Source organism: Methylococcus capsulatus str. Texas = ATCC 19069 (genome assembly GCF_000424685.1).
Classification (GTDB): Bacteria; Pseudomonadota; Gammaproteobacteria; order Methylococcales; family Methylococcaceae; genus Methylococcus; species Methylococcus capsulatus.
Map to the genome: position 1 here is coordinate 222873 of NZ_AUKJ01000017.1, position 24109 is coordinate 246981.

Consider the following 24109-nt stretch of genomic DNA (forward strand, 5'->3'; position numbering starts at 1 on the left):
CAGACCCTTTATCGCTCCAGCGCCTGCAACGGCCGCCGGCGTCGGTTCCGGGAGCCCGCGTGTTCAGCCGGTTTGCCCGCCGAGTTTGACTTTGTCGGCGGCCTTGGCCTGCGGTTTGCGTTTTCTCGCGGCCAGCGGATGATTCGAATACGGCACGTGGGACTCGAGGCCCCTTATCTCGCAGCGGCCGTGTCGCTGCACATAGTCGTGCCGGAAATGGTCGATGAACTCCATGACGGTGTGGTCGATGAAATCGGCCTTCGACAGGTCGAAGATGACCGTTTTCCCCACGGGCAGATCCGCGACTTCGCTCTTGAGCGCGATGAAATTGGAGAAGATCGCAGAACCGTCGACATGGATCACGAAGGTGCCGGCCGGATGCTCTTCGACGCGGTAGGAAATCTTGAGGAGATGCTTGGGGTGAACGCCCCGCAGCATGTGGATGACCAGTTTGGCGAAGATGCCGATGCCGACGCCGACCAGGAGATCCGTGGCAAGCACCCCGAAGATGGTCACCACGAACAGTGTCAACTGTTCCCAGCCGATGTCCATGGTTTTGGCGAATTCCCGGGGTGATGCCAGCCGGAAGCCGGTGTAAACCAGCAGCGCCGCCAGCGAAGCCAGAGGAATCTCGTGGATCACGTGCGGAAACAGCGCGACGAACAGCAGCAGGAAAGCGCCGTGGAAGAAATTGGCCCAGCCGGTCTTGGCTTCATTGGTGATGTTGGCCGAACTGCGGACGATTTCCGCGATCATTGGCAGTCCCCCGATCATGCCGCAAAGCAGATTCCCGACCCCGACGGCCGTGAGATCACGATTCAGGTCGGAATAGCGTTTATAGGGATCGAGCTTGTCTACCGCCACCGCGCTGAGCAGTGTTTCCAGGCTGCCCACCAGACAGATGCTGATCACGGCTCCCCAGAACTCCGCCGTCCAGACTTTGGAAAAGTCCGGGAAATAGAAGCCTGCAGTGAAATCTTCCGGAATGGTCACCAGGAACTTGGGGCCGACGGTATATTCATGGTGCGGCAAAATGGGGTTGTCGGGATGGAACATATAAATATGTTCATGATCCAGGTCGAAATACTTGCCGAGGGCCATCCCGGCGATCACGACCAGCAGCGGCGCCGGCACCATCTTCAGATGGCGGCTCCGTATCAGCGACCAGGCGATGAGGATCAAAAGACCCACAGAGCCGATCAGCGCGATTTCCGGGTTGGGATTGAGCAGGCTGTGGGGGATCTCGGCGATCGTCGCCAGGAGATCGTCGCTGGCGGCTTCCGGTTTGACGCCAACCATGACGTGGATCTGCTTGGCCATGATGATGATGCCGATGGCGGCGAGCATGCCGTGGACCACCGAGGCGGGGAAATAGGCGTTGAGGCGTCCCGCTTTGAACAGGCCCAGCACGATCTGTAGCACCGAAGCCACCACGATGGCAGCCAGGGTACAGCGATAGCCCTGCATCGCATCCCCTTGGCCCAGCGTCTGCGTCGCGGCGAGGATCACCACGATGAGCCCGGCTGCGGGGCCGTTGATGGTCACATGGGAACCGTTGATACGGGATACCAGCAGACCGCCCACCACCGCGGTAATGATCCCGGCCATCGGGGGAAAGCCGGAAGCCATGGCGATGCCGAGGCACAGCGGCAGAGCGATCAGGAAGACCAGAAAGCCGGAGACCAGATCGTTTCTCCAGTGGGCTTGCAAGCCGGCGATACCGCCCAGCGGCATGCTATCGGCGATCGTCGATGTGTTCATGGCGGTCTCGTCTGAGGTACGGAGTTTGTGGTTTCATGTGAAGCAAAGACCACGCCATGTTCTGAGTCGGCGGAAGGTGGACTGATGACGGGCGCTTGGCGGTTTACACCGGCGCGAGTGGTTGGCAGCACCCACGATGAGGGGTGGTTATCCACCACCGGCCGTTTTATCCCCCGATTTTTCGCATAAACTTGCCTGAACGTTAGAGAGGACTGAGCGGAAAATGTTTCCCGAAATCGCAACCCTGGAGACCTTGCTGAGAGATGTCGCCCGCGAGGAACTGCTCCCCCGTTTCGCCCACGCCCAGCGGTCGGTCAAGCCCGACGGCAGCATCGTGACGGAGGCCGATCTGGCGGTACAGGAGCGGTTGGCCGGAGAGCTTCGCAAACTGACACCCGACGTCGAGGTGCTCGGGGAAGAAATGAGCCGGGATGAGCAAGAGAGCCTCGTGGCGCGTGCCGGCGCCGGCCTGTGGTGTCTGGATCCCCTGGACGGGACCAGCAATTTCGCCGCTGGAATTCCGTTCTTCTCCATATCACTGGCCTTGATCCGGGAAGGGGGTTCGGTGCTCGGTCTGGTGTACGATCCGGTGCGCGGCGAATGCTTCGTCGCCAGCGCTGGCGAGGGGGCCTGGGTGAACGGCGAGCGCCTGTTGCCGCGGCGTGTCGGCCTGTCCCTGCGGCGCTGCATCGCCGTGGTCGATTTCAAGCGCCTTGATCGTGCCTTGAGACGCCGGCTGGTGGACGAGCCGCCATTCAGCTCGCAACGCAACTTCGGTTCCACGGCCCTCGAATGGTGTTGGCTGGCGGCGGGCCGTTACCATCTTTACCTGCACGGTGGCCAGAAACTGTGGGACTATGCGGCTGGCATGCTGATTCTGGCCGAGGCCGGCGGCCGGGCGACACGTCTCGCCCGGGAGGTGTCCGTCGCGGCGGACATGGGGGTGCGGTCCGCCGTGGCCGCTCTGGATCCCGATCTGTTCGGCCAGTGGGTGGCGTGGCTCGGTGCAATGCCGGGGGAGGAGTGAGCCCGGGTTTTGGGAAAAAGGGGGCGGGCATGTAAAATGCGTGCCCACGATGCGGGACCGGATGTGGCCGCTCCCGGAATGACAACGCTTCACTCAAGCGAACGACCCTCACCTTTAGGATTGCTCACATGACCTTTGTTGTGACCGAAAACTGCATCAAATGCAAATACACCGATTGCGTTGATGTCTGCCCGGTGGATTGTTTTCACGAGGGCCCCAATTTTCTCGTCATCGATCCCGACGAATGTATCGATTGCACGCTGTGCGAGCCCGAATGTCCCGCCCATGCGATCTATTCGGAAGACGAACTGCCGGAAGGACAGGAGCAGTTCATCCAGTTGAACGCCGAGCTTTCCAAGATCTGGCCCAGCATTTCCGAGGTGAAGGAGGCACTGCCGGATGCCGACGAGTGGAATGGCAAGCCGGACAAACTGCAGTATCTTGAGCGCTGACCTTTCCGTACAAGCTTCGCCTCACCCGCGCGCGTCTTCGCTCAACCGGCGTGAGGCGCGGGCGGACCTGGTTTCCGGGGTTCGGCGGTGAAGCTACAGCAACTGCGTTACATCTGGGAGGTCTCTCAGCACGATCTCAACGTTTCCTCGACGGCGGACGCCTTGTTTACGTCCCAGCCGGGTATCAGCAAGCAGATCAAGCTGCTGGAGGAGGAGCTGGGAATCTCCATCTTCGCCCGCAGCGGCAAACATTTGACCGAGATCACGCCAGCCGGCAAATACGTCGTGGAACTGGCTGGACAGATTCTCAGCAAGGTTCAGGACATCCGCAGCGTCGCCCAGGAATTCCGTGACAACCGGGTCGGTTCGCTGTCCATCGCCACCACCCATACCCAGGCTCGCTATGCCTTGCCGCCGGTGGTGCGTGAATTCATGCAGCGTTATCCGGGTATCAAGCTCAACATGCATCAGGGCACGCCTGTGCAGATCGCCGAGGAGGCATCACGCGGTCTGGTGGATATCGCCATCGCGACCGAGGCGATCGAACTGTTCGGCAACTTGGTCATGCTGCCCTGCTACCGATGGAACCGGATCGCTCTGGTTCCAAAGGGACACCCCCTGACCGAAAAGCCGGGCCTGACCCTGGAGGACCTCGGCGAGCACCCTTTGGTCACTTATGTCTTCGGCTTCACCGGTCGGTCGCATCTGGATCAAGCGTTCAACAGGGCGGGTATCAAGCCGCGGCTGGCCCTGACCGCCGTCGATGCCGACGTCATCAAGACCTATGTACGGCTGGGACTGGGCGTCGGCATCATCGCCAGAATGGCCTACAACCCCGAGACCGATGCGGATCTGGTGGCGCTCGATGCTTCGCATCTGTTCGAAAGCAGCGTGACCAACATCGGCCTGCGGAGGGACATTTTCGTCCGCGGCTTCCTCTACGACTTTATCGAGCTGTTCGCGCCGCATCTGACCCGCGAGGTGGTGGACCGGGCGCTGAGCACGCGCGAACCCAAGGAACTGGAGTCTTTGTTTGCCGGGCTGACGCTGCCCGTGCGGTAGTCGGGGGGCGTCAAACCCTGGAAGCGTCGCCGATGTGCAGGCCGCATTCCTTCTTGAGTGCATCCTCCCACCACCAGCGGCCCTCGCGTTCGTGTTGGCCCGGGCGGATCGGGCGGGTGCAGGGTTCGCAGCCGATGCTCACATACCCTTTGAGATGCAGGGCGTTGAACGGGATTTCGCAGGCCGTGATGTAATCCCATACCTGGGCGGAAGTCCAGGCGGCCAGCGGATTGAATTTCACGAGGGGGTGATGTCCAGTCGCAAAAGCTGGATCGGCTTCCACTTCAGGGACCGCCTGCCGGGTCGGGTTCTGGTCCCGGCGCTGACCGGTGATCCATGCATCGAGCGTCGCCAGCTTGCGGCGCAAGGGCCGGACCTTGCGGATTCCGCAGCATTCCTGATGACCGTCGCGGTAGAAGCTGAACAGTCCTTTTTCCCGCACCATTGCTTCCAGTTCCGCGGCGTCCGGTGACAGCACGTCGAGGCGGATGGCAAAGCGCTCGCGCACTTCTTCGATGAAGCGGTAGGTCTCCGGATGCAGGCGTCCCGTGTCCAGGGTGAAGACCTCGATGCCCGGTCGCAACCGCGCGGCCATTTCCACCAAAACGACGTCTTCCGCTCCGCTGAACGATACCGCGATCCGCTGGAAGCGGCTCAATGCCGTTTCCAGAATGGTGCGGGGGGAGCGGCCGGCCAGTTCGGCCTGGAGCGTGTCGATCTCGGTCTGCGTCATGAGGGTCGCGGAGGCGCTTGTGAGCTTGTCAGGTTTGGGCGAAATAGTGCTTCAGATAGTCGGCAAAGGCCAGCGAGTCGCCCGCCTCGACGGATTCCTGTTCGGCCAGCGACGTTTCGGCCATGCGTCGCATGGCCTCGGCCTTTTCGGCGGGCAGCGAAGGAGGGCTGCGCAAGCTTTCGGCGTGTTGCAGCGACAGGCGCTGCGCGAATTCGGCGAAGGATTCGTGATTGCCCCGCATCTCCCGCAGCATGCGGGCCGAAGGCAGACACTGTTCGGGATTGGCGATCGCCACGTACTGATGCTCCAGGGCGGCGGAAAACACCCCCCCGGTCGAATCGCCATCCAGCGCCGCTGCGATCGGTGCCATGGATTCGCACAGTTCCTTGGCCCAGGCTCGAAGATCCACCGCGGTATTGTCCCGGATCAGCGTCATGCCCGGGGTGCGCCCGCAACAAGCGGTGGCCAGCATGTTGTTGGCCGAGGTCTTCTTCTCCTCGGTGCTCATCGGGGGGCTGGCGGCGAGTAGGGACAGCAGCATGAAGATTTCCAGGAACCGCAACTGCTCGAGACTGATGCCGGCCGGATGGTAGCAGTTCAGGTCCACGGAGCGCAGTTCGAGATAACGGACGCCACGTTTCTTCAGTGCCAGGGTGGGCATTTCGCCGGAGCGGGTGATCTGCTTCGGTCGTACTGTACTGTAATACTCATTTTCTATTTGCAGAATGTTGGCGTTGAGCTGTCGGTATTCGCCGTCCACCTCGACACCGATGGCTTGGTAGGGCGCATAGGGCGTCGATATGGCGTGGCTGAGATCGCGGACGTAGTCTTCGAGCCGGTTGAAGGAAATGTCGAGGCTTGCCTGGTTGTCATTGCGGTACCCGATGTCGCTCATACGCAGCGAAGTGGCGTAGGGACGGTGCCAGGTCGTGGGATCGAATTCAGTGAAACTCGACGCGAGCGGCGTCTCCCGCCCCGCGAGGAAGGACTTGGACAAGGCGGGTGATGAACCGAACAGGTACAGGATCAGCCAGCCGAAGCGCTGGATGTTGCGCACCATGCCGAAATAGCGGTCGGCGACGAATTCGGCCAGGGAACGGCGGTCGGCGGCCATGGCCTGTAGAACCGGCCAGAGTTCTTCACTCACCGAGTAATTGAAGTGGACGCCGGCGATGGCCTGCATGGCCCGGCCGTAGCGGTAGCCCAAGCCGCGCCGGTAGACGTGTTTCATCCGGCCGATGTTGGAGTTGCCGTAGCATGCGATCGGGATGCTCTCGTCGCCTTCGATCCGGCAGGGCATCGAGGTCGCCAGCAGCAGTTCGTCGCCGATATTGGCGTGAACGAAGCGATGGAGATCCTCCATTGCCGCCAGAGTGTCGGCGCTGTCCTCGAAAGGCGGGGTGATCAGTTCGATCAGTGCCTCGGAATAGTCGGTGGTGATGGCGGGATGGGTCAGAGCCGAGCCCAGTGCCTTCGGGTGGGGCGTGCGTGCGATTTCGCCGGCGGTAGTGATCCGCAGGCTTTCCTTCTCCAGCCCTTTCAATCCTTTTCGCAGCAAATGCACCTGCCCGGCGCGGGCAAGCTGCTCGAGCCGCGAGTCGATGAGTTTTCTCACGCGCGGAAATCCTAAAAAAAGGCGTGTTGCAGTGATCGTCAGCGGCGGTTCACCAACTGAACAGGACCCATTGCGGGATGTCCATGCTGCGGGCCATGTCGGTCGTCCGGACATCCATGTTGCCATCGCCGTCCTTGTCCATCATGACATAGGGCGGACCGATCTTGGGCTTGACCTTGATCATGTAGAGTCTGCCATTGATCCGGTATTCCTCGTAGAGGTCTTCGCCCTTGCGCATGATGGTCACGTCCGGTTCCAGCTCCTCTCCGCTTTGAACCGGACTCGGGATGTCGGGCGGATCGGGTACCGGCTGGAGATCCCCCCCCTCGGGCGAATCGATACCCCACGCGAGCGGCGCAAGCAGCAGGAGCAGTAAAGGCAGTCGGCGGGTCGGGAAGGGCATGGATGTTTGAAGGTCTGATGTCTTCAGAATGTTAATCATAGTATAGATTCGGTCCCGTCGCTGCTTTGCCGCCGGGGTTTCCGTCGTCCGCTGCCTGGGAAGGGAGCCGGACCGCTATCCGGACGACACTGCAAAGCACCATGACACCCATGGTCAGCAGCACCAGGACGGGATCGGCGCCTCGTGCGGCCGCCGCGGTATAAAGGCCGACGGCGACGAGCATGGCGCCATTCAGGAAAAAATTCTGGATGGCCACGGCGATGCCGGCGCCGACGCCGCGGTGGCCGATGTCCTGGATGGCGGCGTTGAGCGGCACTACGAAGAAGCCGCCGGCGACGCCGATGCCGAGCAGGGCACCACGGGCCGGCCAGGGTTCGGACGAGGCTGCGAGCAGGCCGAGCATGAGCGCCAAAGCATAGCCCGCATAGCGGCTGCGGTGGAGTTCCGCCAATGGAATCCAGCGCGGGGCGAGGGCGGCACCGATGATGATGCCGATGGCGGTGAACAGTGTCAGCTCGGCGATGTCCGTGGCGGTCCGGGTGTGCAGTACTGCGGGCGCCCAGGCGACCAGGACTACCCGCAACGTCGCGGCGGCGGCCCAGAACATGGCGAGTCCCAACAGTACCATCCGTGCGCGCCGGGATTTCAGCAAGGACCGGCTCTGGAGGATGAGTTGGCGGACGGCGGACGCTTCGGCCGTGTGACGCGCCGGCAGCCTGGGCAGCAGCAGCCCTGCCAGGACCGAGAGCAGGAAGCAGCCGCAAATGACTGCCAGGGCTGCCGGGATCGACTGGTCGGCTATCTTGGCGCCACCGACGGTTCCGAGGAGGATGGCGGCGATGGTGGCTCCCTCCACCCAGCCGTTGGCCTTGACCAGATGATCCGCGTCGGCGATTTCGGGTAGGATGCCGTATTTGGCGGGGCTGTACAGGGCTGCACCGGCGCCGACCAGCGAGTAGGCGATCAGTGGCTCGATCCCGGCCAGCAGCAGGCATCCCCCTGCCGTTTTGATCAGATTGGCGACGATCAGGACCCGGGGTTTGGGCAGCCGGTCGGCCCAGACGCCGACCCAGGGGGCAAGCGTCACGTAGGCGATCAGAAACACGCTCTGCAGGGCCGGGACGTACCAGTCTCCATGGGTACCGCTCTGCAGCACGATGGCGATGACGGTGAACAGGATCGCGTTGTCGGCGAAGGCGGAGAGAAACTGGGCGATGACCAGCGGTGCGAGTCCATTGATCATGCCCCGGTCTCCGCTGCCAGCAGGGCAGTGAGCGCCGGGTAGTCGATCTTGCCGGAGCCAAGCAGCGGCAGGGCGGGCAGCATCTGGATCCGTTTGGGCAGGTACAGTTCGCCCAGCCCTTCGGCCCGTGCCCGCTCGAAAAGCAGGGTTCGGTCGGCCAGCGGCTGGTCGGTGGCCAGTACGATCTGCTCGCCTTTGCGGGGGTCGGGGAGGCTGACGGCGGCATGCCGGGCGTCCGGCCACACCCTGGACGCCAGTTCCTCGATGACTGCCAGCGATATCATTTCGCCGCCGATTTTGGCGAAGCGTTTGGCCCGCCCCTTGATGGTGACATAACCATGCTCGTCCACGCTGACGATGTCGCCGGTGTCGTACCAGCCGGGGCCGAAGCACGAGGCCGGCGGTTCGATCCGGCCTGGCGCATGTGCATGGAGATAGCCGAGCATGACATTGGGGCCTTTCACATGCAACCGTCCACCGTCGACGATACCTTCCACCGGTTCCAGCGCATATTCGATGCCTGGCATGAGGCGGCCGACCGTGCCTTCCCGGTAATGCATCGCCGTGTTGGCCGCCAGAACCGGGCTGGTTTCAGTGACTCCGTAGCCTTCCATGATGCGGATGCCGAATTTGTCGGCCCAGAGTCTGCGGGTTTCGGGCTGTACCTTTTCGGCCCCGGCGAACACATAGCGGATGCTGTAGAAGTCATAGGGGTGCGCATGCTTGCCATAGCCATATAGGAAGGTATTGGTCCCGAACAGGATGGTGGCGTTGATGTCGTAAGCCACCTCGGGAATGATCCGATAGTGCAGCGGGGAAGGATAGAGGAACACCCGCGTGCCCGACAGCAGGGGCAGTAGGGTACCGGTGGTGAGGCCGAAAGAGTGGAAAAGGGGCAGGGCGTTGAGGATCACGTCCTGCGGACCAAAATCCACGCGGGCGGCGAACTGTTCACGGTTGGAGAGCAGGTTGGCGTGGGAGAGCGCAACGCCCTTGGGCGGCCCTTCCGAGCCCGAGGTGAAGAGGATCACCGCCGGAGAATCCGCCGATGCCCGGTCGCGCCGGCCGTAATCGGCCAGGCGTCCTTTCACGAACGCCCGCAGCTTGTCCAGTGCCGGAATGTCGCCGAAGACCTCCTCCAGGTAGATCACCCTGACTCCGCTTTCGAGCTGGGCGAGGGTGTCCCCCAATTTGGCGGCATCGATGAAACGCCGCGAGGTCAGGACCGTCCGGATGGCGGCCGTCTCGCAGGCCCCCCGTAGGACCGAGACTCCGGTGCTGAAGTTGAGCATGGCGGGGATGCGGCCGGCATGCTGCAGTCCCAGAAGCGTAACCACTGTGGCGATGGCGGTGGGCAGCAGGATACCTACCGTTTCGCCCGTTTCGGTCAGGCATTCGAGTTTTTCACTGGCGAACAGTGCGCGGGCGATCAGGCGGTCGTAGCTCACGGGCTTGCGCTCGACGTCTTCGAGCACGAGGGTTTTGCCGCCGTGCACCTTGCGGGCATCGAGGAGGACCGAGAACAGGGTGCCGCGGTGATTGCCGGTGGCAAACATCATCTCGCTCATGATGTCCGAGAGGGCCAGGCCGGCGTGGCGTCGGCGCTCCTCGGCCTGAGCGTCCGGTGGGGGGCTGATCGTCCGCGGCGGCAGGATGTTGATGCTGATCGGGGGTAGCCAGCGCAGCCGGACCACACCTTTGAGGCGGGAGAACGGCGTGTACTGGGCACCGTCGATACGTACCGGCAGTATCGCCGCGCCGGCCTTGTCCGCCACCAGGCCCGAGCCGTCATAGATCTTCATCAGTGAGCCGGTAACGGTGATGCGGCCCTCGGGGAACACCACCGCTCTCCGGTCGCGGCGCAGGTGATGGGTCAGGGTCTTGACCGACATGGGATTGGTGGGGTCCATCGGGAACGTCCGGACCCAGCGCAGAGCCGGTTTGACCCACCAGGACTCGGCGATGCGGGTATTGATCGCGAAGGTGATTTCGTCCGGCAGAAAGGCCCAGAGCAGAATGGGGTCGAGGAACGAGGTGTGGTTCGAGACGATGAGCACCCGCGGTCCTGCGCTGTGAAAATGTTCGATGCCCTTGACCTGGACCCGGTAAAGGGTTTTGAGTAACAGTCGGATTATCGGCTTGATCATGAGGGGCTGGATTTTGCCGGCAGGGATTGGGTTTGCTCGGGTTCGGAAAACGCCGGGAATTTCTGGGGGAGAGTGGGATAAACGGGAAGTCCCGGAACGTCAAAACGAAAAAACGTTTCTCATGACGCCACGACGCAAATCAGCCGATCGCGGCCTGAATGTGCTCCTCGCCAATCGCGGCGATCTTCCTGCCGGTCGGCATCGGACAGACCGAGGAAGGGCCGGGCGGGGATGTCGCTCCAGGGGATCGGCGCGTCACGGCGGGAGGTTCCGGCGGTAGGGCTCTGACAGCGGCGCCCGCTTCGAGCCGTCCGAGGCTTCTCCCGCGGCGAAGCGCTCGTCGTGGGACCGTTCCAGATGAGCGCCGATGCCGTGGAGCGCGGGTTCCGGAGCGGATCGGTGGCGTCGATGCAGCCTGGAATCGGGTGGCAGCTGATGGTACCCCGTCCAATTGCATCGTCCGTCGGCGCATGAACGGTCGCCGCGTCAGGCCCACCGACCTCGCCAGTCTTTTCATCCCGAGAAAAGTCGAGGGGCTTGAAAGTTCGTGGATTCGACGGTTCCAGGTGAAAGCCATGGAACATAACGAAATAGGACCCCTACACCAAATTGAACAGCTCTCGATCACGCTCGAGGATTCCCGTAAACCGGGTTACGCGACGTCAACACCGACCCGAATGACATCGTCAAGACTTCGAGAGCGCCCCGGTCATCGTATTCCTTCCCGAAATAGGGATCAATATATCAGTGTACCGTCCGCAGCTGATTGGAAGCGGCCTTCCGTATGGCATGAGACTGTCGGGCTTCCCGGGATGACAGGAAGCCCGGTTTCTCCAGGTGCCGATGGCGATCGTAGCGATCCCTGAACTCGGAGACGGCCTGCCGCACCTCTTCGAGGTCGCGGAAGAGGCTGCCATGAATGGCTTGTTCCTTCAGCGTCCGGTTGAAGCGTTCCGCCACTCCAACCGGACGATCGATGGAAGGATGGTCATCTGGGTGAACGGTATCCCAGAGAGGCGTGACGTGCACGAAGGGCTTCCGACGACACACATCGACATCCCTTGCTCAGGCGGTGGATACAAGCGATCCAGCAGTTCGAGCGGCGAACCCATCGTTCGGAGCTGGGCGTGATCTGTGCGGCACGTGCAGGCTCATGAGGTTATCATGTTTCCCGCGCGCAAAATCGCGCATGGACGGTTTATCTCACAATTACGTGTTCATTCGTCGCACGCAGCTTCAAATTTCGTTGTTCGCTTATGGCACTCTGCAATTGCCGGAGGTGATGGCCGCCGTGACGGGGCGGACTTTCGCTGCCGTACCGGCATGGCTGTTTGACCATGCCCGCTACCGCCTGCGCCACCGCATCTATCCGGGTTTGCGGCGCGAAACCGGGGCAGTCACCGCCGGCACCCTGTTTCTCGGCCTCGATCCGCAGGCTCTGGCCCGTCTGGACCGTTTCGAAGACGGTTTCTACACAAGGACCGGGGTCATGGTTTCAACGGTCGAGCTGGGTTGTCAGCCGGCCCAGGTTTATCTGATCCCCCCCTGCAGCGAGCATCTGCTGGTTTATCGCGGCTGGAGCCTGGACGATTTCATCAGGACCCATGCCTCTGCCTATGTCCGGCGCTGCCGCCGGCAGTTCCGCTGACGATCATGGCGCTCCGCCATCCTGGATGATGCCGTATCGGCAAGGAGGCTGATTTGCACCTCGATCTGCGCCCGGCGGGGGCGCTACGAGGAGGCGTCGAATGATCGCAACGGTTCGCCATGGCCGATCCTCACACCCCGGGCCTTGCATGTCTTGCTTTTCAAAAGGATGAGAATAGATGGCAGGCTGTGGCGTTGTGGGCAAAGAGGCGCGCGGTGGGCGGGGTGATGCGTCGTCCGCCGCAAGTGCATTGTCCACAACCCTTGGCGGTTGGATGCGACAGTCCGTCCAGCCCTGGGGACGCCAGGCCCGCGGGAGAGCGCCGAGCGTCGCACCGTGTCTCGCTGACAGGCCGAACGTTCGTTTGGGTCACTGTAGTCCACATTTCGGCGAAGAACCGCTTCGTGTGGTTTCATGGTCGATGCCGCTCACATCTTCGAATAGGGCGAGGTAGCCGGGGCTGGAGCCGGCTTCGGGTTCTTGAAGGTTCCAGAGGTGAATGCCGGGCCATAGCTGGTTTCATCGGAAAATTTCTGCCAGACGAATTCAGGGTGGGCGATCGGCTGGGTTGGCACCGGGAATGTGAGGAAGTCCACGGCGCCGGTAAGCGTACGGCCGGCCGTGTGCAGCAACCCCTTGAGCAGGCCCCCGGAGATGCCGAACAGGACGTTGATCTGGTTACTGGTGTTGATCATGTTCTTGGGGATTTCCAGCCAGCCCAGGGTCAGGTTCGACAGGCCGCTGCCCAGTTTGAGCGTCGTGGTGGTGCCATAGTCGTCGGCCTGCGCCGACGGGACGGCGGCACCGAGGCAAAGCAGCGCGAGCAAGGCGGGAAGCGGTTTATTTGGCATGATGGCTTCCTCGAGGTTGAAGACCGGTTACCACGGCAGTTCCCTGCCGTCGAAGTTCATGAAGCGTCCGGACAGGGCGGGGGTGTATTGGTCGATGATCCGCCGCATGCCGGTGATGCTTTGCTCGACGGTCGTCGTCGCCCCTGGTCCGCCCATGTCGGTCAATACCCAGCCGGGGTTGAGGATCAGTACGCCTATACCGAGCGGTTTGAGGTCCAGAGACAGGCTCTTGAATGCGGCGTTCAGCGCCGCCTTGCTGGAGCGGTAACAGATCGCGTTGCCGCTGGTGTTGTCGCCCATGCTGCCCATCAGGCTGGTGATGCCCACGATCAGCTTGCGGCTCCCGCGTCTTAGGTGCGCCAGGAAGCTCTCCGAAAGTTTCACGGGCGCCAGGGTGTTGGTCTTGAGGACGTCCTGCCATAGCCCGTAATCGATGCTTCCAAAACCGTTGCCGGGTTTGTCGCCGTAGACGCCGGCGTTGTTGATGAGGACGTCGAGCGGTTGGTCGGCAAGGGCCGAGGCCAGCTGATCGATCGCAACGAAATTCCGCACGTCGATGGCATGGATCGCCAGATGCTCGTAGCGCTTGGCCAGTTCGCGCAGCTCGGGAGCCTCATGGGGGGCACGGCAGGTGGCGATCACTCGCCAACCGGCGTCGAGGTACTGGCGGGTGAATTCGAGGCCGAGCCCGCGGTTGGCACCGGTCACCAGAACGGAAAGCACGGTAGGTCTCTCAGGTGGTGGATGTTGTGGATGCGGATTCTATTACACCGGCGGGCACAAAAAAGCCCTCGTCCTCCTGGACGAGGGCCCTCTTATGCTCCTGCGGGGCTTCAACCGGCGAAATTGGCTGCGGCGAACTCCCAGTTCACCAGGTTCCAGAAGGCTTCCAGGTATTTCGGACGGGCGTTCCGGTAATCGATGTAGTAGGCGTGCTCCCACACGTCGCAGGTCAGCAGAGGCGCCTGGTCCGAGGTGAGCGGGCAGCCGGCGTTGCTGGTGCTGACCAGTGCCAGGCTGCCGTCGGCATTCTTCACCAGCCAGGCCCAACCGGAGCCGAAGGTGGTCACCGCGCACTGGGTGAACGCTTCCTTGAACTTCTCGAACGAGCCAAAGCTCTTGACGATGGCCTCGGCCAGCGCGCCGGTGGGTTCGCCGCCGCCGTTCGGCGAAAGGCTGTTCCAATAGAACGTGTGGTTCCAGACCTGGGCCGCATTGTTGAAGACGCCACCCGCGGGTGCTTTGCGGATGATCTCTTCCAGGGACAGGTTTTCATACTCGGTGCCCGGGATCAGGTTGTTCAGATTGGTGACATAGGTCTGATGGTGCTTGCCGTAGTGGTATTCCAGCGTTTCCGCCGAAATATGCGGCTCCAGGGCGGTTTTGGCATAGGGTAGAGCAGGCAGTTCATGGGTCATGGCGAGTCTCCTTGTAGGGGTGTGGAAAATCATCACCTGAATGGCGGGGAGCCTTCGGGCGGAAAAATCCCGGGTATTTTACTAAGGAAAGCGAACCTTGGCAGCCGCCATCAAGGGTTGAAATTCGGGGCCGGGAGCGTCTGGCCTGGGGAAAGCAAAAAACGAGCTTCAGGGGAAGCTCGTTTTGCGCAAGAAGGAGTCGGCTTTTCCGGTGTCAGCCGCGGGATCGTTCCGACCACTGCTGAACCTGGGCTTTCCAGGTGCCGTCGCTCTGGCGTTTGAGCACGCTGTACAACACGCCGTCATAGTGATAGCGGAGCGTCTGGCGTGAATCCTGCAATGTCTTCAGGTCGGAGAGGGTGGTGGTCGTGACGATGGTGTCGTCTTTTTCGCCTTTAACATCTACGATATCGATCTTAAAGGCGCCCTGGTCGATCAAGGTTCGCCAGAAGTTGCGGATTTCGCCCAGATCGCGGGAGACTTTTCCGTTCGGCTGCACCAAAATGGCATCGCTCGTGTACAGGGAAACGATTTCATCGACCTTGCCATCCGCGAACGCCTGGTTCCACTCGGCGGCGTTGTTGGCGGCGATGGTCCGGATGTCTTCCTGTGCCCATCCGGGGGTGGTCAACAGGCCCAAGAGGGCCGTCAGCGAGAAGATTTGAGTACGCACGGGGTTCTCCATGGTCAGTAGGGTTTGGACTGACTATAGGAAACCATGTCATGGTTTACAATATCCAATAAAATTTACGAATTGTTTCAATAAATAGAACTTTAGTCGGGACAGGACATGGACAAACTCACAAGCATGGTCGTATTCACCAAGGTCGCGAAAGCGGGAAGCTTCGCGGCTGCGGCCAAGGAACTGGGGCTGTCGCGGGCCATGGCGACCAAGCACGTGATGCAGCTCGAAAACAGCTTGGGGGTGCGGCTCTTGAACCGGACCACGCGTCACTTGAGTCTGACCGAGGTCGGTATGGTCTATCTGGAACGTTGCCTGCAGATCCTGGACGACCTGGAAGAGACCGAGCTGGCCGTGACGCGTCTGCAGACGGAACCCCGCGGGACGCTCAAGCTCAATGCTGCACCCTTTTTCGGCGCCTACCATCTGGCGCCGGCGATTGCGGCCTACCTCGAAATCTATCCCGACGTCAACGTCGAGCTGGTGCTGCAGGCGGGTTATGTCGATCTGGTGGAAGAAGGGTTCGATCTCGCCATTCACCTGGACGAGCTGCGCGACTCCAGTCTGATCGCCCGCAAACTGGGCACGTCCCAGCGCATCGTCTGCGGCGCGCCAAGCTATTTCGAGAAACGCGGCGTGCCCAAGACGCCGGAAGACCTCAAGAAGCACAACTGCCTGAGCAATTCCAGCCTGCCGCCGCGCGACCAGTGGCAGTTCGTGTCGCAGGACGGCAAATCGACGGTCATCAAGGTCTCCGGAACCTTGGAGGCGAACTCGGCGGATGCCCTGCGCATGGCGGCGATCAGCGGCCTGGGCCTGGTTCTGCTGCCGACCTACATGGTCGGCCAGGACATCCGCAAAGGGCGGCTTCAGGCGGTACTGACCGATTACGTGCCGGCGGCGGCGGACATCCATGCCGTTTACCCGCACCGCAAGCATTTGTCGGCCAAGGTGCGTACCTTCGTGGACTTCCTCCATGAGCGGTTTCATCCCACGCCCTATTGGGAAGAGTGGATGCATCCCGAAAGCGGGGAAATGGGCGGCCAATGAATCCCGAGGATGGCCAAGAGTGAGAGTTTTCTGCCCGGCGGTGGGCGAGGAGGGGTGATGGACGAGCATGATCGTCTGGTGGCGGCACTGAAAGACATCATCGTCCTGTTTTCCCTCATGGCGGCGGTAGGCTCCGTCTACCACGGAAATTGGCTTGCAGGGGGCGGATATGCGGGGCTGGCGCTGCTGTTCTTCAACGAGAAGCAGCTGCGCCGTTGGTGGCGTGGTAGGCACGGACGGCAGTGAACCATGGGGTTTGAAATCGAAAGGAAGTTCCTGGTGCGTGGCGACGGCTGGCGTAAGGCGGTGAGCGATTCCATGCGCATCTGCCAGGGCTATCTGAATGACGAACAGCGCTGTTCGGTACGGATCCGGATCAGCGGTGAGCGGGCCTGGCTCAATATCAAGAGCGCCACGATCGGAGCCCGGCGTCACGAATACGAATACGAGATACCGGTCGCCGACGGCGAATCCATGCTCGCGGAGCTCAGCTGCAAGCCGCTGATCGAGAAGGTGCGCTATTTCGTCCCAGTGGCTGACAGGGTGTGGGAGGTCGACGTGTTCGAAGGAGAGAACGCAGGACTCGTGGTGGCCGAACTCGAACTCGATCATCCCGAGGAACCTTTCGAGCTGCCGGAATGGGCGGGCGAGGAGGTCACCCATGACGCGCGCTACTACAACACCTGCCTGTCCATGCGGCCCTTCAACCGCTGGTCTCAAGAGGAGCGGTACCCGGCTTCACGAGAATGACCACGCTTCTGTTCCTCGCAGGGTTCGTGCTGCTGGCGCTGGGTGTCCTCGTGGTGGTGGGCATGCGTCTGCCGAAGACCCACCGGGCGGCGAGCCGGATCAGGCTGCCGGCGACCCCGGAGCGGGTCTGGGAAATCATCACCGATTTCGAGGGTTTTCCGCGCTGGAGGCCAGGCCTCGCCGCCGTGGATCGTGCTCCGGACGTCGACGGCTTCCCCAGTTGGGACGAGGTGTGCGCGATGGGAGCGAAGGTGCGGTTCCGGGTGTTGGAAGCCGTGCCGCCCCGGCGCCTGGTCACCTGTCTGGCGGGCGAACATCTGCCGTTGCGGGGGGTGTGGGTGTACGACCTGCAGGCGGACGGCGATGCAGGGACGGTTCTGACGATCACCGAACGGGACAGCATTTTCCATCCGGCCTTCCGGTTCTTCGTGCGTTATGTGTTGTCCTATCACGGTGTCATGGACGTATTCCTGCTCGCCCTGGCGCGGCATCTGGACAGTCCGGCGACTCCGGAACACCTGAGCCTTCGGGTGGAAGACCCGGATTCCGGCGGGGTGGAGGCGTGAGCACGCCTCGCGGCGGTTTTCTCAGGTTCGCGGCCGTGTTCGAGGGTGGCCTGCTGCTGCTGGCGTTCGGCTTCGGCGGTCTGGCGGGGATCGATCCGGTCGCTGCGCTGCGTTTCGACCTGGACGGACTGGTCTACGGGCTGGCCGGAACCTTGCCGCTGTATCTGGTGTTCCAGTGGTCCTACAACACCCACGTCGCCAGCCTGAGGGAAATCAAACGGGTGCTGGTGGATCGTCTGGGGCCTTTGCTCGCGGGCTGTGGCATGGCGGACTTGCTGTTCCTCGGCTTCCTCGCCGGTTTCACCGAAGAAATCCTGTTCCGGGGATTCCTTCAGCCCTGGTTCGAGGCCGACTGGGGTTGGCTGGGCGGCCTGGTTTTCAGCAACCTGGTGTTCGCCTTGGTGCATTGGATTTCCCCTTTATACGCCCTGCTGGCGGGCCTGACCGGCATTTACCTCGGCTTCGCGCTGGACGTCGGTGGCGAGCGCAATCTGCTCGTTCCCATTCTGATCCACTCGCTTTACGACATCGTCGCATTCCTGGCCGTGGCAGCCAGTTACCGGGCCGGACTTTCCCGTTGACGGACCTCAGGCGCCTTCCGGGCGGCGAGCTTGCGCTCCCATTCGAGGGAGGTCCGCACGATCAGTTCGATGTCGTCGTAACGGGGCGTCCATTCCAGGATTTCGCGGATGCGCTCCACGCCGGCAACCAGGCGGGGAGGGTCTCCGGGCCGGCGCGGTCGCTCTTCGACCGCGATGGGGGTGCCGTTGACGCGATTCATGGTATCGATGATCTCCCTCACGCTGTAGCCGTGGCCATAGCCGCAGTTGAGCGTCCTGGATTCGCCGCCAGCGCGCAAATAGGCGAGGGCGGCGACATGGGCATCGGCCAGGTCCGACACGTGGATGTAGTCGCGGATGCCGGTGCCGTCCGGTGTCGGATAGTCGGTGCCGAATATGCACAGGCGATCGCGCTTGCCGGTGGCGACCTCGGCCGCGACCTTGATCAGAAGGGTGGCCTTGACCGTGCTCTGGCCGATGCGGCCTTCGGGGTCCGAGCCGGCGACGTTGAAATAGCGCAGCACCACATGGCGCAAGGGGCTGGCGGCGGACAGGTCGCGCAGCATGATCTCGCTCATTAGCTTGGAGCTGCCGTAAGGGTTGATCGGCGCGAGTGGCGAGGTTTCCAGCGCAAATTCGCCTTCTGGGATGCCGTAAACGGCCGCGGTCGAGGAGAAGATGAAATGGCTGACCCCGGCCTTCCGGCAGGATTCCAGCAGGGTGCGGGTCTTGCAGGTGTTGTTGCCGTAATACTTCAGCGGGTCTTCGACCGATTCCGGCACAATGGTGTGGGCGGCGAAATGCATGACGGCCTCGACCTCGTAGTCCCGCATGATCTTGTCCAGCAGGACGTCGTCGCCGGTGTCGCCTTCGATGAAGTCGCCATACAGGACGGCATCGCGGAAGCCGGTCGACAGGTTGTCCAGCACGACCAGGCGTTCGCCCGCTTCGCCCAGGGTTTTGACGACATGGCTGCCGATATAGCCGGCGCCGCCGGTGACGAGTATGCCTTTGCGTTTCATGGGATATAGGGTCTCAGGGGTTGATTCGAACCGCTGCATGCGTGCAGCCAGTCCAGGATGAAATCGGCGATCTGGCGCGGATCGTTGAGATCGAGCCGCGGAATGGCAAGGGAATCGGAGGGCTGCGGATCGTCCGTCGCCAGGGCGATGATGGAGTCGTCTTCCGGAAACAGCAGGGGTTTGCCCAGGGCCGGACGGTGCAGCTCGATCTTGGGGTAGCGTTCGTGCTTGAACCCCTCCACCAGGATGAGGTCGAGGCCGGAATCTTCCAGAAGTGTGAGCTCCTCGGCAAGGCTGGGTTCCCGTGGAGTCTCGCGTTCCGTGATGACGGCCCGGCGTTTCGATGAGGTGATCATCACCGGGCTGGCGCCAGCGGCGCGCAGTTCGAAACTGTCCTTGCCGGGGTGGTCTACGTCGAAGCTGTGGTGGCTGTGCTTGATGGCGCCGACCCTCAGGCCCGCTCGTTTCAAGAGCGGGATGAGACGTTTCAGCAAAGTCGTTTTTCCGGTGCCGCTAAAGGCGGCAAAGCCCAGAACCGGGGTAGCCATCGGTTCAGCGGACGCCGTAATAATCCCGGTACCACTCGACGAAGCGCGCGATGCCGGTTTCGATCGGGGTTGCCGGCCGGTAACCGGTATCGCGCATCAGATCGTCCACGTCGGCATAGGTGTCGGGCACGTCGCCGTCCTGCATGGGCAGCAGGTTCATCTCGGCTTTGCATCCCAGACAGTGCTCGAGCACCTCGATGAAGCGCAAAAGCTCGACCGGCTCGTTGTTGCCGATGTTGTACAGCCGGTAGGGGGCCCGGCTGGTGCCGGGGTCGGGCCGGTCGCCACGCCATGCCGGATCGGGCGCAGCCACTTTGTCCAGGGTCTGTACTACCCCTTCCACGATGTCGTCGATGTAGGTGAAATCCCGCCGGTGGTGCCCGTAGTTGTAGACGTCGATCGGCCGTCCCGCCAGGATGTTGCGGGTGAACTTGAACAGGGCCATGTCCGGCCGCCCCCACGGGCCGTAGACCGTGAAGAAGCGAAGGCCCGTGGTGGGAAGCCCGAACAGATGGCTGTAGGTATGGGCCATCAATTCATTGGCCTTCTTGGTCGCGGCATAAAGGCTGACCGGATGGTCGACGTTGTGATGCACCGAAAACGGCATGGCGGTGTTGGCGCCGTAGACCGAACTGGAGGAAGCATAGACCAGGTGCTCCACCTCATAGTGGCGGCAGGCTTCCAGGATGTTGCAGAAGCCGACCAGATTGGCCTCGACGTAGGCATGCGGGTTTTCCAGTGAATAGCGCACGCCGGCCTGGGCGGCCAGGTTCACCACACGTTCGGGACGGTGGCGGGCGAACGTCGCGAACAGCTTGTCGCGTTCCTCCAGGGCGATACGTGCCTCGCTGAAGCCGGGGCGGGCATGGAGCCGGGCGAGGCGTGCTTCTTTGAGGCTGACGTCGTAGTAATCGTTGACGTTGTCTATGCCGATGATTTCATCACCCCGGTCCAGCAGTTTGTGGGCCAGGTGCGATCCGATGAAGCCGGCGGTGCCGGTGATCAGTATTCTCATATAGTCCGCCGGGAGCGGCCCAGCCCGAGCCGCTTTAATGAAAACGTCATATTTCTTGAGGTATCCAGGTTCTTCAGGTCTTGTGGACGGGTGATGCCGGGTCGAAGGCGGGAATGGGGCGCCGGTTTTATTTGGATGGGCTGGATTCTATAGGATAGCCGGGAATTTCCGGAAGATCGGGAAATGCTCGGCGACTCCTTGTCTTTTACCTCGCCAGCCGAGTTGATAGAATCGTTGCGCAGTTAGTCCGCAGCCCCGCCATCCGAGACAGCCGTCAGCCAGCCCATGCCGTCCTTCATCGATCCCGAGCACCAACATCAGCACACGTCCAAACAGTTCGACCACGAATTGCTGGACATTCGCAGCCGGGTTTTGACCCTGGGAGGACTGGTGGAGGAGCAGGTGGCTTCTGCGGTCAGGTCGTTGCTGGAAGGCAATGTCGAGCTCGCTGAACGCGTCATCGCCGACGATTACAAGGTCAACACGATGGAAGTCTCCATCGACGATGAATGTACTCAGATCCTGGCTCGGCGCCAGCCGACCGCGCGGGATTTGCGGTTGGTCGTGGTTGTCATCAAGACCATCACCGATCTGGAGCGGATCGGCGACGAGGCGAAACGGATCGCGCGCCACACCCTGGACATGGTCGGACATTTTCCCCGCAGGAACCAGCTTTCCGAGATCGAGGAATTGGCCAGGTACGTGCGTAACCTACTGCGCAGCGCCCTGGATTCCTTTGCGCGCATCGACGTGGATGCCGCGCTCCGCGTGGTCCAGGACGACCGTCTGGCGGATCGCGAGTACGAGACCATCCTGCGCCAGCAGATCACCTACATGATGGAAGACCCCCGTACCATTCCCGTGTCTCTCAACATCATGTGGTCCGCGCGGGCGCTGGAGCGCGTCGGTGATCGCGCCTGTAACATCGGCGAATACGTCATCTACTACGCCAAAGGGAAGATCATCCGGCACATCAGCCTCGAGCAGCTCGAGGAAGATCTGCGAAGCGAATGACCGACGGGTTCCGGACTTACGCATGCCCCATCCCATAGTTTCCGGCCAGGCCCTTGAACGATAGTTCCGCCGCATTTTCAGGGGGGTTGGAATCCGTGCGCCGCCTGTGTGCATGGCTGCTGATCCTGGCATGGTCGTCCGTGCTGTTCGCGTTCGAGCCCTTCGTCATCCGGGACATCCGGATCGAAGGGCTGCAGCGGATTTCGGAGGGTACGGTGTTCAACTACCTGCCTGTCCGGGAGGGCGACACCCTCGATGAAAAACGGTCGGCCGAGGTGATCCGGGCGCTGTTCAAGACGGGGTTTTTCAAGGACGTCCGTCTGGACGAGGACGACGGTAAGTTGATCATCTACGTCGAAGAGCGTCCTTCGATTTCCAGCGTAAAGATCGACGGCAACCATGACATCGGTAGCGAGGATCTGCTGAAGGCGCTCAAGGGAATCGGGCTGGCGGAGGGGAAGGTATTCGACCGGCAGATTCTCGACAAGGTCGAACAGGAACTGCGGCGCCAGTATTACAGCCGGGGCAAATACAGCCTCAAAATCGATTCCCAGGTGACGGAACTGCCCCGGAACCGTGTGGCGGTGAATATCAATATCGCAGAAGGTCGCGTCGCCCGCATAAAACAGATCAATATCATCGGCAATAACGCCTTTAGTGATGAGGAGCTGACCCAGGATTTTGAGCTGAGTACATCCAATCTCCTGTCTTTCTATACCAAGGATGATCAGTATTCCAAGCAGAAATTGTCGGCCGATCTGGAGCGGCTGCGCTCCTACTATCTCGATCGCGGTTACGTCAATTTCGAAATCGAGTCCACCCAGGTATCGATCACGCCCAACAAGAAAGAAATATATATCACCATCAACGTTAAGGAGGGCGAGGTCTTCAAGGTGGAGCAGGTCAGGCTGACCGGCAAGACCATCGTGCCGCCCGAACAACTCGTCCCGCTCGTGCGTATCGGGCCGGAGGATATTTTTTCCAGGAAACTGGCGACAGAAACCCAGAAGGGCATTTCCGATCGTTTGGGCGAGGAGGGCTACATCTTCGCCAACGTCAATATGGTGCCGGACATCAATCAGGAGAAGAAGACCGTAAACATCACCTTTTTCGTCGATCCGGGCAAACAGGTCTACGTGAGGCGAATCAATTTCCAGGGCAATACCAAGACGCGTGACGAAGTGCTGCGCAGGGAAATGCGGCAGATGGAGGCGGCCTGGGCGTCGACCGCGAAGATCGAGCGTTCCAAGACCAGGCTCGAGCGTCTCGGCTATTTCCAGGATGTCAACGTGGAGACGCCCGCGGTGCCGGGAACGACGGATCAGATCGACGTCAACTACAGCGTGACCGAGAAGTCTTCCGGCAACCTGACGGCGGGTGTAGGGTATTCCCAGTTCCAGGGCATCATATTCAATGCGGCGGTCACCCAGGACAACATTTTCGGCAGCGGCAAGCGTGTCAGTTTCAATTTCAACAACAGCCAGATCAACACCATCTATGCCTTGGGGTATTTCAATCCCTACGCCACCCTGGATGGCATCAGCAGTGGTTTCGACATCAGCTATCGCGACACCAACACCGGCTATTCGAACTATGTTGCCAACTACATTACCAATGTGTTCCAGGTGGGCGGCAACTGGGGGTTGCCCATCGGAGAGTTCGACAGTATTCGGACCAACCTGGACTACAGTAACACCAAGCTCAAGACGACCTCCCAGTCTTCCGATCAAATCAGAGCGTTCATTGCCGACCATGGCAGCGAGTATTCGACCTATTCGTCCTCGCTGGGTTGGACCCATGACACCCTGAATCGGGCGATATTCGCGACCAGCGGTGGCGCGCAGCGATTGACGGGACTGTTTGCCCTGCCGTTCAGCACCCTGCAGTATTACAAGGCCAACGTGCGCCTGGAGCAGTATTTTCCGCTGACCCAGGATCTGACGCTGTGGTTGAATGGCGATTTCGGTTACGGCGGCGGCTATGGCAGTGGCGGCAACAGCGTCCTTCCGTTCTGGGAACACTTTTACGCCGGCGGTCCGAATTCCGTGCGTGGATACCAGCCCAATTCACTGGGGCCCAGGGACAGCCGTGGCTACGCCTTCGGCGGCAACAGCAAACTGACCGGCTCGGTGGAGTTGCTGTTTCCGGTCCCGTTTGCCGGCGAGAAACTGAAGAGTGTCCGCTTGGGTACCTTCGTCGACGGCGGGAATGTGTTCGTCAATTCGCCCCAGCTTTCGGACCTGCGCTTCTCGACCGGCATTTCGGCCAAGTGGCTGTCACCCTTCGGGGCCCTGATGTTCTCGATCGCCCAGCCGCTCAACTCCCAGAGCGGGGACCGAATTCAGCATTTTCAATTCAATTTCGGTTCCGGATTCCAGGGCATGTGATCCCGTGCTTCGGGCAGGTGTGAGTATTTTTGTATAATGCGGCGGGTTTCCCGGCGTCAATGCAAGCCCGGCCGAAGCCCCTTGCGGCGTGGGGTGGGGCAGGCTCCTGAATCGGCGGCATTTCGGTCCCGGTCAACATTCATCATCGGAGAGGA

The 24109-nt window shown here is 61.4% G+C and carries 25 protein-coding genes; 11 read left to right on the forward strand and 14 right to left on the reverse strand.

The genetic code is table 11. The features are described 5' to 3' along the window. Positions 1–63 precede the first annotated feature (63 nt). Positions 64–1761, reverse strand: a complete 1698-nt coding sequence (locus H156_RS0105595) for a SulP family inorganic anion transporter (protein WP_017366149.1) — start codon at positions 1759–1761, stop codon at positions 64–66. A gap of 223 nt (positions 1762–1984) precedes the next feature. Between H156_RS0105595 and H156_RS0105600 the strand changes: the two genes are divergently transcribed. The 3 genes from H156_RS0105600 to cysB all read left to right on the forward strand — a co-directional run bounded on the left by H156_RS0105600 (position 1985) and on the right by cysB (position 4302). Continuing rightward, complete coding sequence (locus H156_RS0105600; RefSeq protein WP_017366148.1) at positions 1985–2788, forward strand: inositol monophosphatase family protein; 804 nt, start codon at positions 1985–1987, stop codon at positions 2786–2788. A gap of 128 nt (positions 2789–2916) precedes the next feature. Then, positions 2917–3240, forward strand: coding sequence for a ferredoxin FdxA (fdxA, locus tag H156_RS0105605; RefSeq protein WP_010961694.1), 324 nt, complete (start codon positions 2917–2919; stop codon positions 3238–3240). An 87-nt stretch (positions 3241–3327) separates the two neighbouring features. Next, positions 3328–4302: an HTH-type transcriptional regulator CysB gene (gene cysB / locus H156_RS0105610; protein ID WP_017366147.1), complete on the forward strand. Its 975-nt coding sequence runs from the start codon at positions 3328–3330 to the stop codon at positions 4300–4302. 10 nt (positions 4303–4312) lie between these two features. Here the strand turns inward: cysB and H156_RS0105615 are convergent, their stop codons facing one another. The 6 genes from H156_RS0105615 to H156_RS0105640 all read right to left on the reverse strand — a co-directional run bounded on the left by H156_RS0105615 (position 4313) and on the right by H156_RS0105640 (position 11472). Next, positions 4313–5035: a phosphoadenylyl-sulfate reductase gene (locus H156_RS0105615; protein ID WP_017366146.1), complete on the reverse strand. Its 723-nt coding sequence runs from the start codon at positions 5033–5035 to the stop codon at positions 4313–4315. 28 nt (positions 5036–5063) lie between these two features. Then, complete coding sequence (gene gshA / locus H156_RS0105620) at positions 5064–6650, reverse strand: glutamate--cysteine ligase (RefSeq protein WP_017366145.1); 1587 nt, start codon at positions 6648–6650, stop codon at positions 5064–5066. A gap of 49 nt (positions 6651–6699) precedes the next feature. Further along, positions 6700–7053 carry a DUF2782 domain-containing protein gene (locus H156_RS0105625; RefSeq protein WP_017366144.1) on the reverse strand — a complete coding sequence of 118 codons (354 nt, stop codon included), beginning with the start codon at positions 7051–7053 and terminating at the stop codon, positions 6700–6702. A gap of 31 nt (positions 7054–7084) precedes the next feature. Next, entirely contained in the window at positions 7085–8296 is a 1212-nt protein-coding gene (gene lplT, locus H156_RS0105630) for a lysophospholipid transporter LplT (RefSeq protein WP_017366143.1), read from the reverse strand. Then, positions 8293–10443 (reverse strand): AMP-binding protein, encoded by a 2151-nt coding sequence (locus H156_RS0105635; protein ID WP_017366142.1) that lies wholly within the window; start codon positions 10441–10443, stop codon positions 8293–8295. The genes lplT and H156_RS0105635 overlap by 4 nt, the downstream gene beginning before the upstream one ends. 744 nt (positions 10444–11187) lie before the next feature. Beyond that, positions 11188–11472 (reverse strand): integrase core domain-containing protein, encoded by a 285-nt coding sequence (locus H156_RS0105640; protein WP_161625737.1) that lies wholly within the window; start codon positions 11470–11472, stop codon positions 11188–11190. A 160-nt stretch (positions 11473–11632) separates the two neighbouring features. Between H156_RS0105640 and H156_RS0105645 the strand changes: the two genes are divergently transcribed. Next, a complete protein-coding gene (locus H156_RS0105645; protein ID WP_017366140.1) occupies positions 11633–12091 on the forward strand; it encodes a gamma-glutamylcyclotransferase family protein in 459 nt (152 codons plus the stop codon). 428 nt (positions 12092–12519) lie between these two features. Here the strand turns inward: H156_RS0105645 and H156_RS0105650 are convergent, their stop codons facing one another. The 4 genes from H156_RS0105650 to H156_RS0105665 all read right to left on the reverse strand — a co-directional run bounded on the left by H156_RS0105650 (position 12520) and on the right by H156_RS0105665 (position 15045). Then, positions 12520–12942, reverse strand: a complete 423-nt coding sequence (locus H156_RS0105650; RefSeq protein WP_010961685.1) for an exosortase system-associated protein, TIGR04073 family — start codon at positions 12940–12942, stop codon at positions 12520–12522. 27 nt (positions 12943–12969) lie between these two features. After that, a complete protein-coding gene (locus H156_RS0105655) occupies positions 12970–13665 on the reverse strand; it encodes an SDR family oxidoreductase (protein WP_017366138.1) in 696 nt (231 codons plus the stop codon). A gap of 110 nt (positions 13666–13775) precedes the next feature. After that, complete coding sequence (sodB, locus tag H156_RS0105660; protein WP_017366137.1) at positions 13776–14360, reverse strand: superoxide dismutase [Fe]; 585 nt, start codon at positions 14358–14360, stop codon at positions 13776–13778. Positions 14361–14574: 214 nt separating this feature from the next. Next, entirely contained in the window at positions 14575–15045 is a 471-nt protein-coding gene (locus H156_RS0105665) for a YybH family protein (RefSeq protein WP_228370199.1), read from the reverse strand. Between the two features lie 105 nt (positions 15046–15150). Between H156_RS0105665 and H156_RS0105670 the strand changes: the two genes are divergently transcribed. Genes H156_RS0105670 through H156_RS0105690 form a run of 5 tightly spaced genes read left to right on the forward strand, consistent with a single transcriptional unit; the run spans position 15151 to position 17989 of the window. Next, the gene (locus H156_RS0105670; RefSeq protein ID WP_017366136.1) at positions 15151–16092 is read left to right on the forward strand and encodes a LysR family transcriptional regulator; all 942 of its coding nucleotides are present in this window, start codon (positions 15151–15153) and stop codon (positions 16090–16092) included. Positions 16093–16149: 57 nt separating this feature from the next. After that, a complete protein-coding gene (locus H156_RS15850) occupies positions 16150–16338 on the forward strand; it encodes a hypothetical protein (RefSeq protein ID WP_017366135.1) in 189 nt (62 codons plus the stop codon). A 3-nt stretch (positions 16339–16341) separates the two neighbouring features. Further along, complete coding sequence (locus H156_RS0105680) at positions 16342–16842, forward strand: CYTH domain-containing protein (RefSeq protein WP_010961679.1); 501 nt, start codon at positions 16342–16344, stop codon at positions 16840–16842. Next, positions 16839–17408 (forward strand): SRPBCC family protein, encoded by a 570-nt coding sequence (locus H156_RS0105685; protein ID WP_017366134.1) that lies wholly within the window; start codon positions 16839–16841, stop codon positions 17406–17408. Before H156_RS0105680 ends, H156_RS0105685 begins: the two co-directional genes overlap by 4 nt. Beyond that, positions 17405–17989, forward strand: a complete 585-nt coding sequence (locus H156_RS0105690) for a CPBP family intramembrane glutamic endopeptidase (protein ID WP_017366133.1) — start codon at positions 17405–17407, stop codon at positions 17987–17989. Before H156_RS0105685 ends, H156_RS0105690 begins: the two co-directional genes overlap by 4 nt. Here H156_RS0105690 and galE read toward each other — a convergent pair. The 3 genes from galE to H156_RS0105705 are packed head-to-tail and all read right to left on the reverse strand — an operon-like array spanning position 17965 to position 20553. Continuing rightward, positions 17965–18990, reverse strand: a complete 1026-nt coding sequence (gene galE, locus H156_RS0105695; RefSeq protein WP_017366132.1) for a UDP-glucose 4-epimerase GalE — start codon at positions 18988–18990, stop codon at positions 17965–17967. The two genes, H156_RS0105690 and galE, sit on opposite strands and share 25 nt — an antisense overlap. Further along, complete coding sequence (mobB, locus tag H156_RS0105700; RefSeq protein WP_017366131.1) at positions 18987–19538, reverse strand: molybdopterin-guanine dinucleotide biosynthesis protein B; 552 nt, start codon at positions 19536–19538, stop codon at positions 18987–18989. The genes galE and mobB overlap by 4 nt, the downstream gene beginning before the upstream one ends. Before the next feature lie 4 nt (positions 19539–19542). Further along, positions 19543–20553 carry an NAD-dependent epimerase gene (locus tag H156_RS0105705; protein WP_017366130.1) on the reverse strand — a complete coding sequence of 337 codons (1011 nt, stop codon included), beginning with the start codon at positions 20551–20553 and terminating at the stop codon, positions 19543–19545. A 285-nt stretch (positions 20554–20838) separates the two neighbouring features. Here H156_RS0105705 and phoU point away from each other — a divergent pair, with 285 nt between their 5' ends. Together phoU and bamA are read left to right on the forward strand one after the other, a co-directional pair. Next, the gene (phoU, locus tag H156_RS0105710) at positions 20839–21567 is read left to right on the forward strand and encodes a phosphate signaling complex protein PhoU (protein ID WP_010961673.1); all 729 of its coding nucleotides are present in this window, start codon (positions 20839–20841) and stop codon (positions 21565–21567) included. Between the two features lie 104 nt (positions 21568–21671). Then, a complete protein-coding gene (bamA, locus tag H156_RS0105715; RefSeq protein ID WP_256996567.1) occupies positions 21672–23954 on the forward strand; it encodes an outer membrane protein assembly factor BamA in 2283 nt (760 codons plus the stop codon). The last annotated feature ends 155 nt before the right edge of the window (positions 23955–24109 follow it).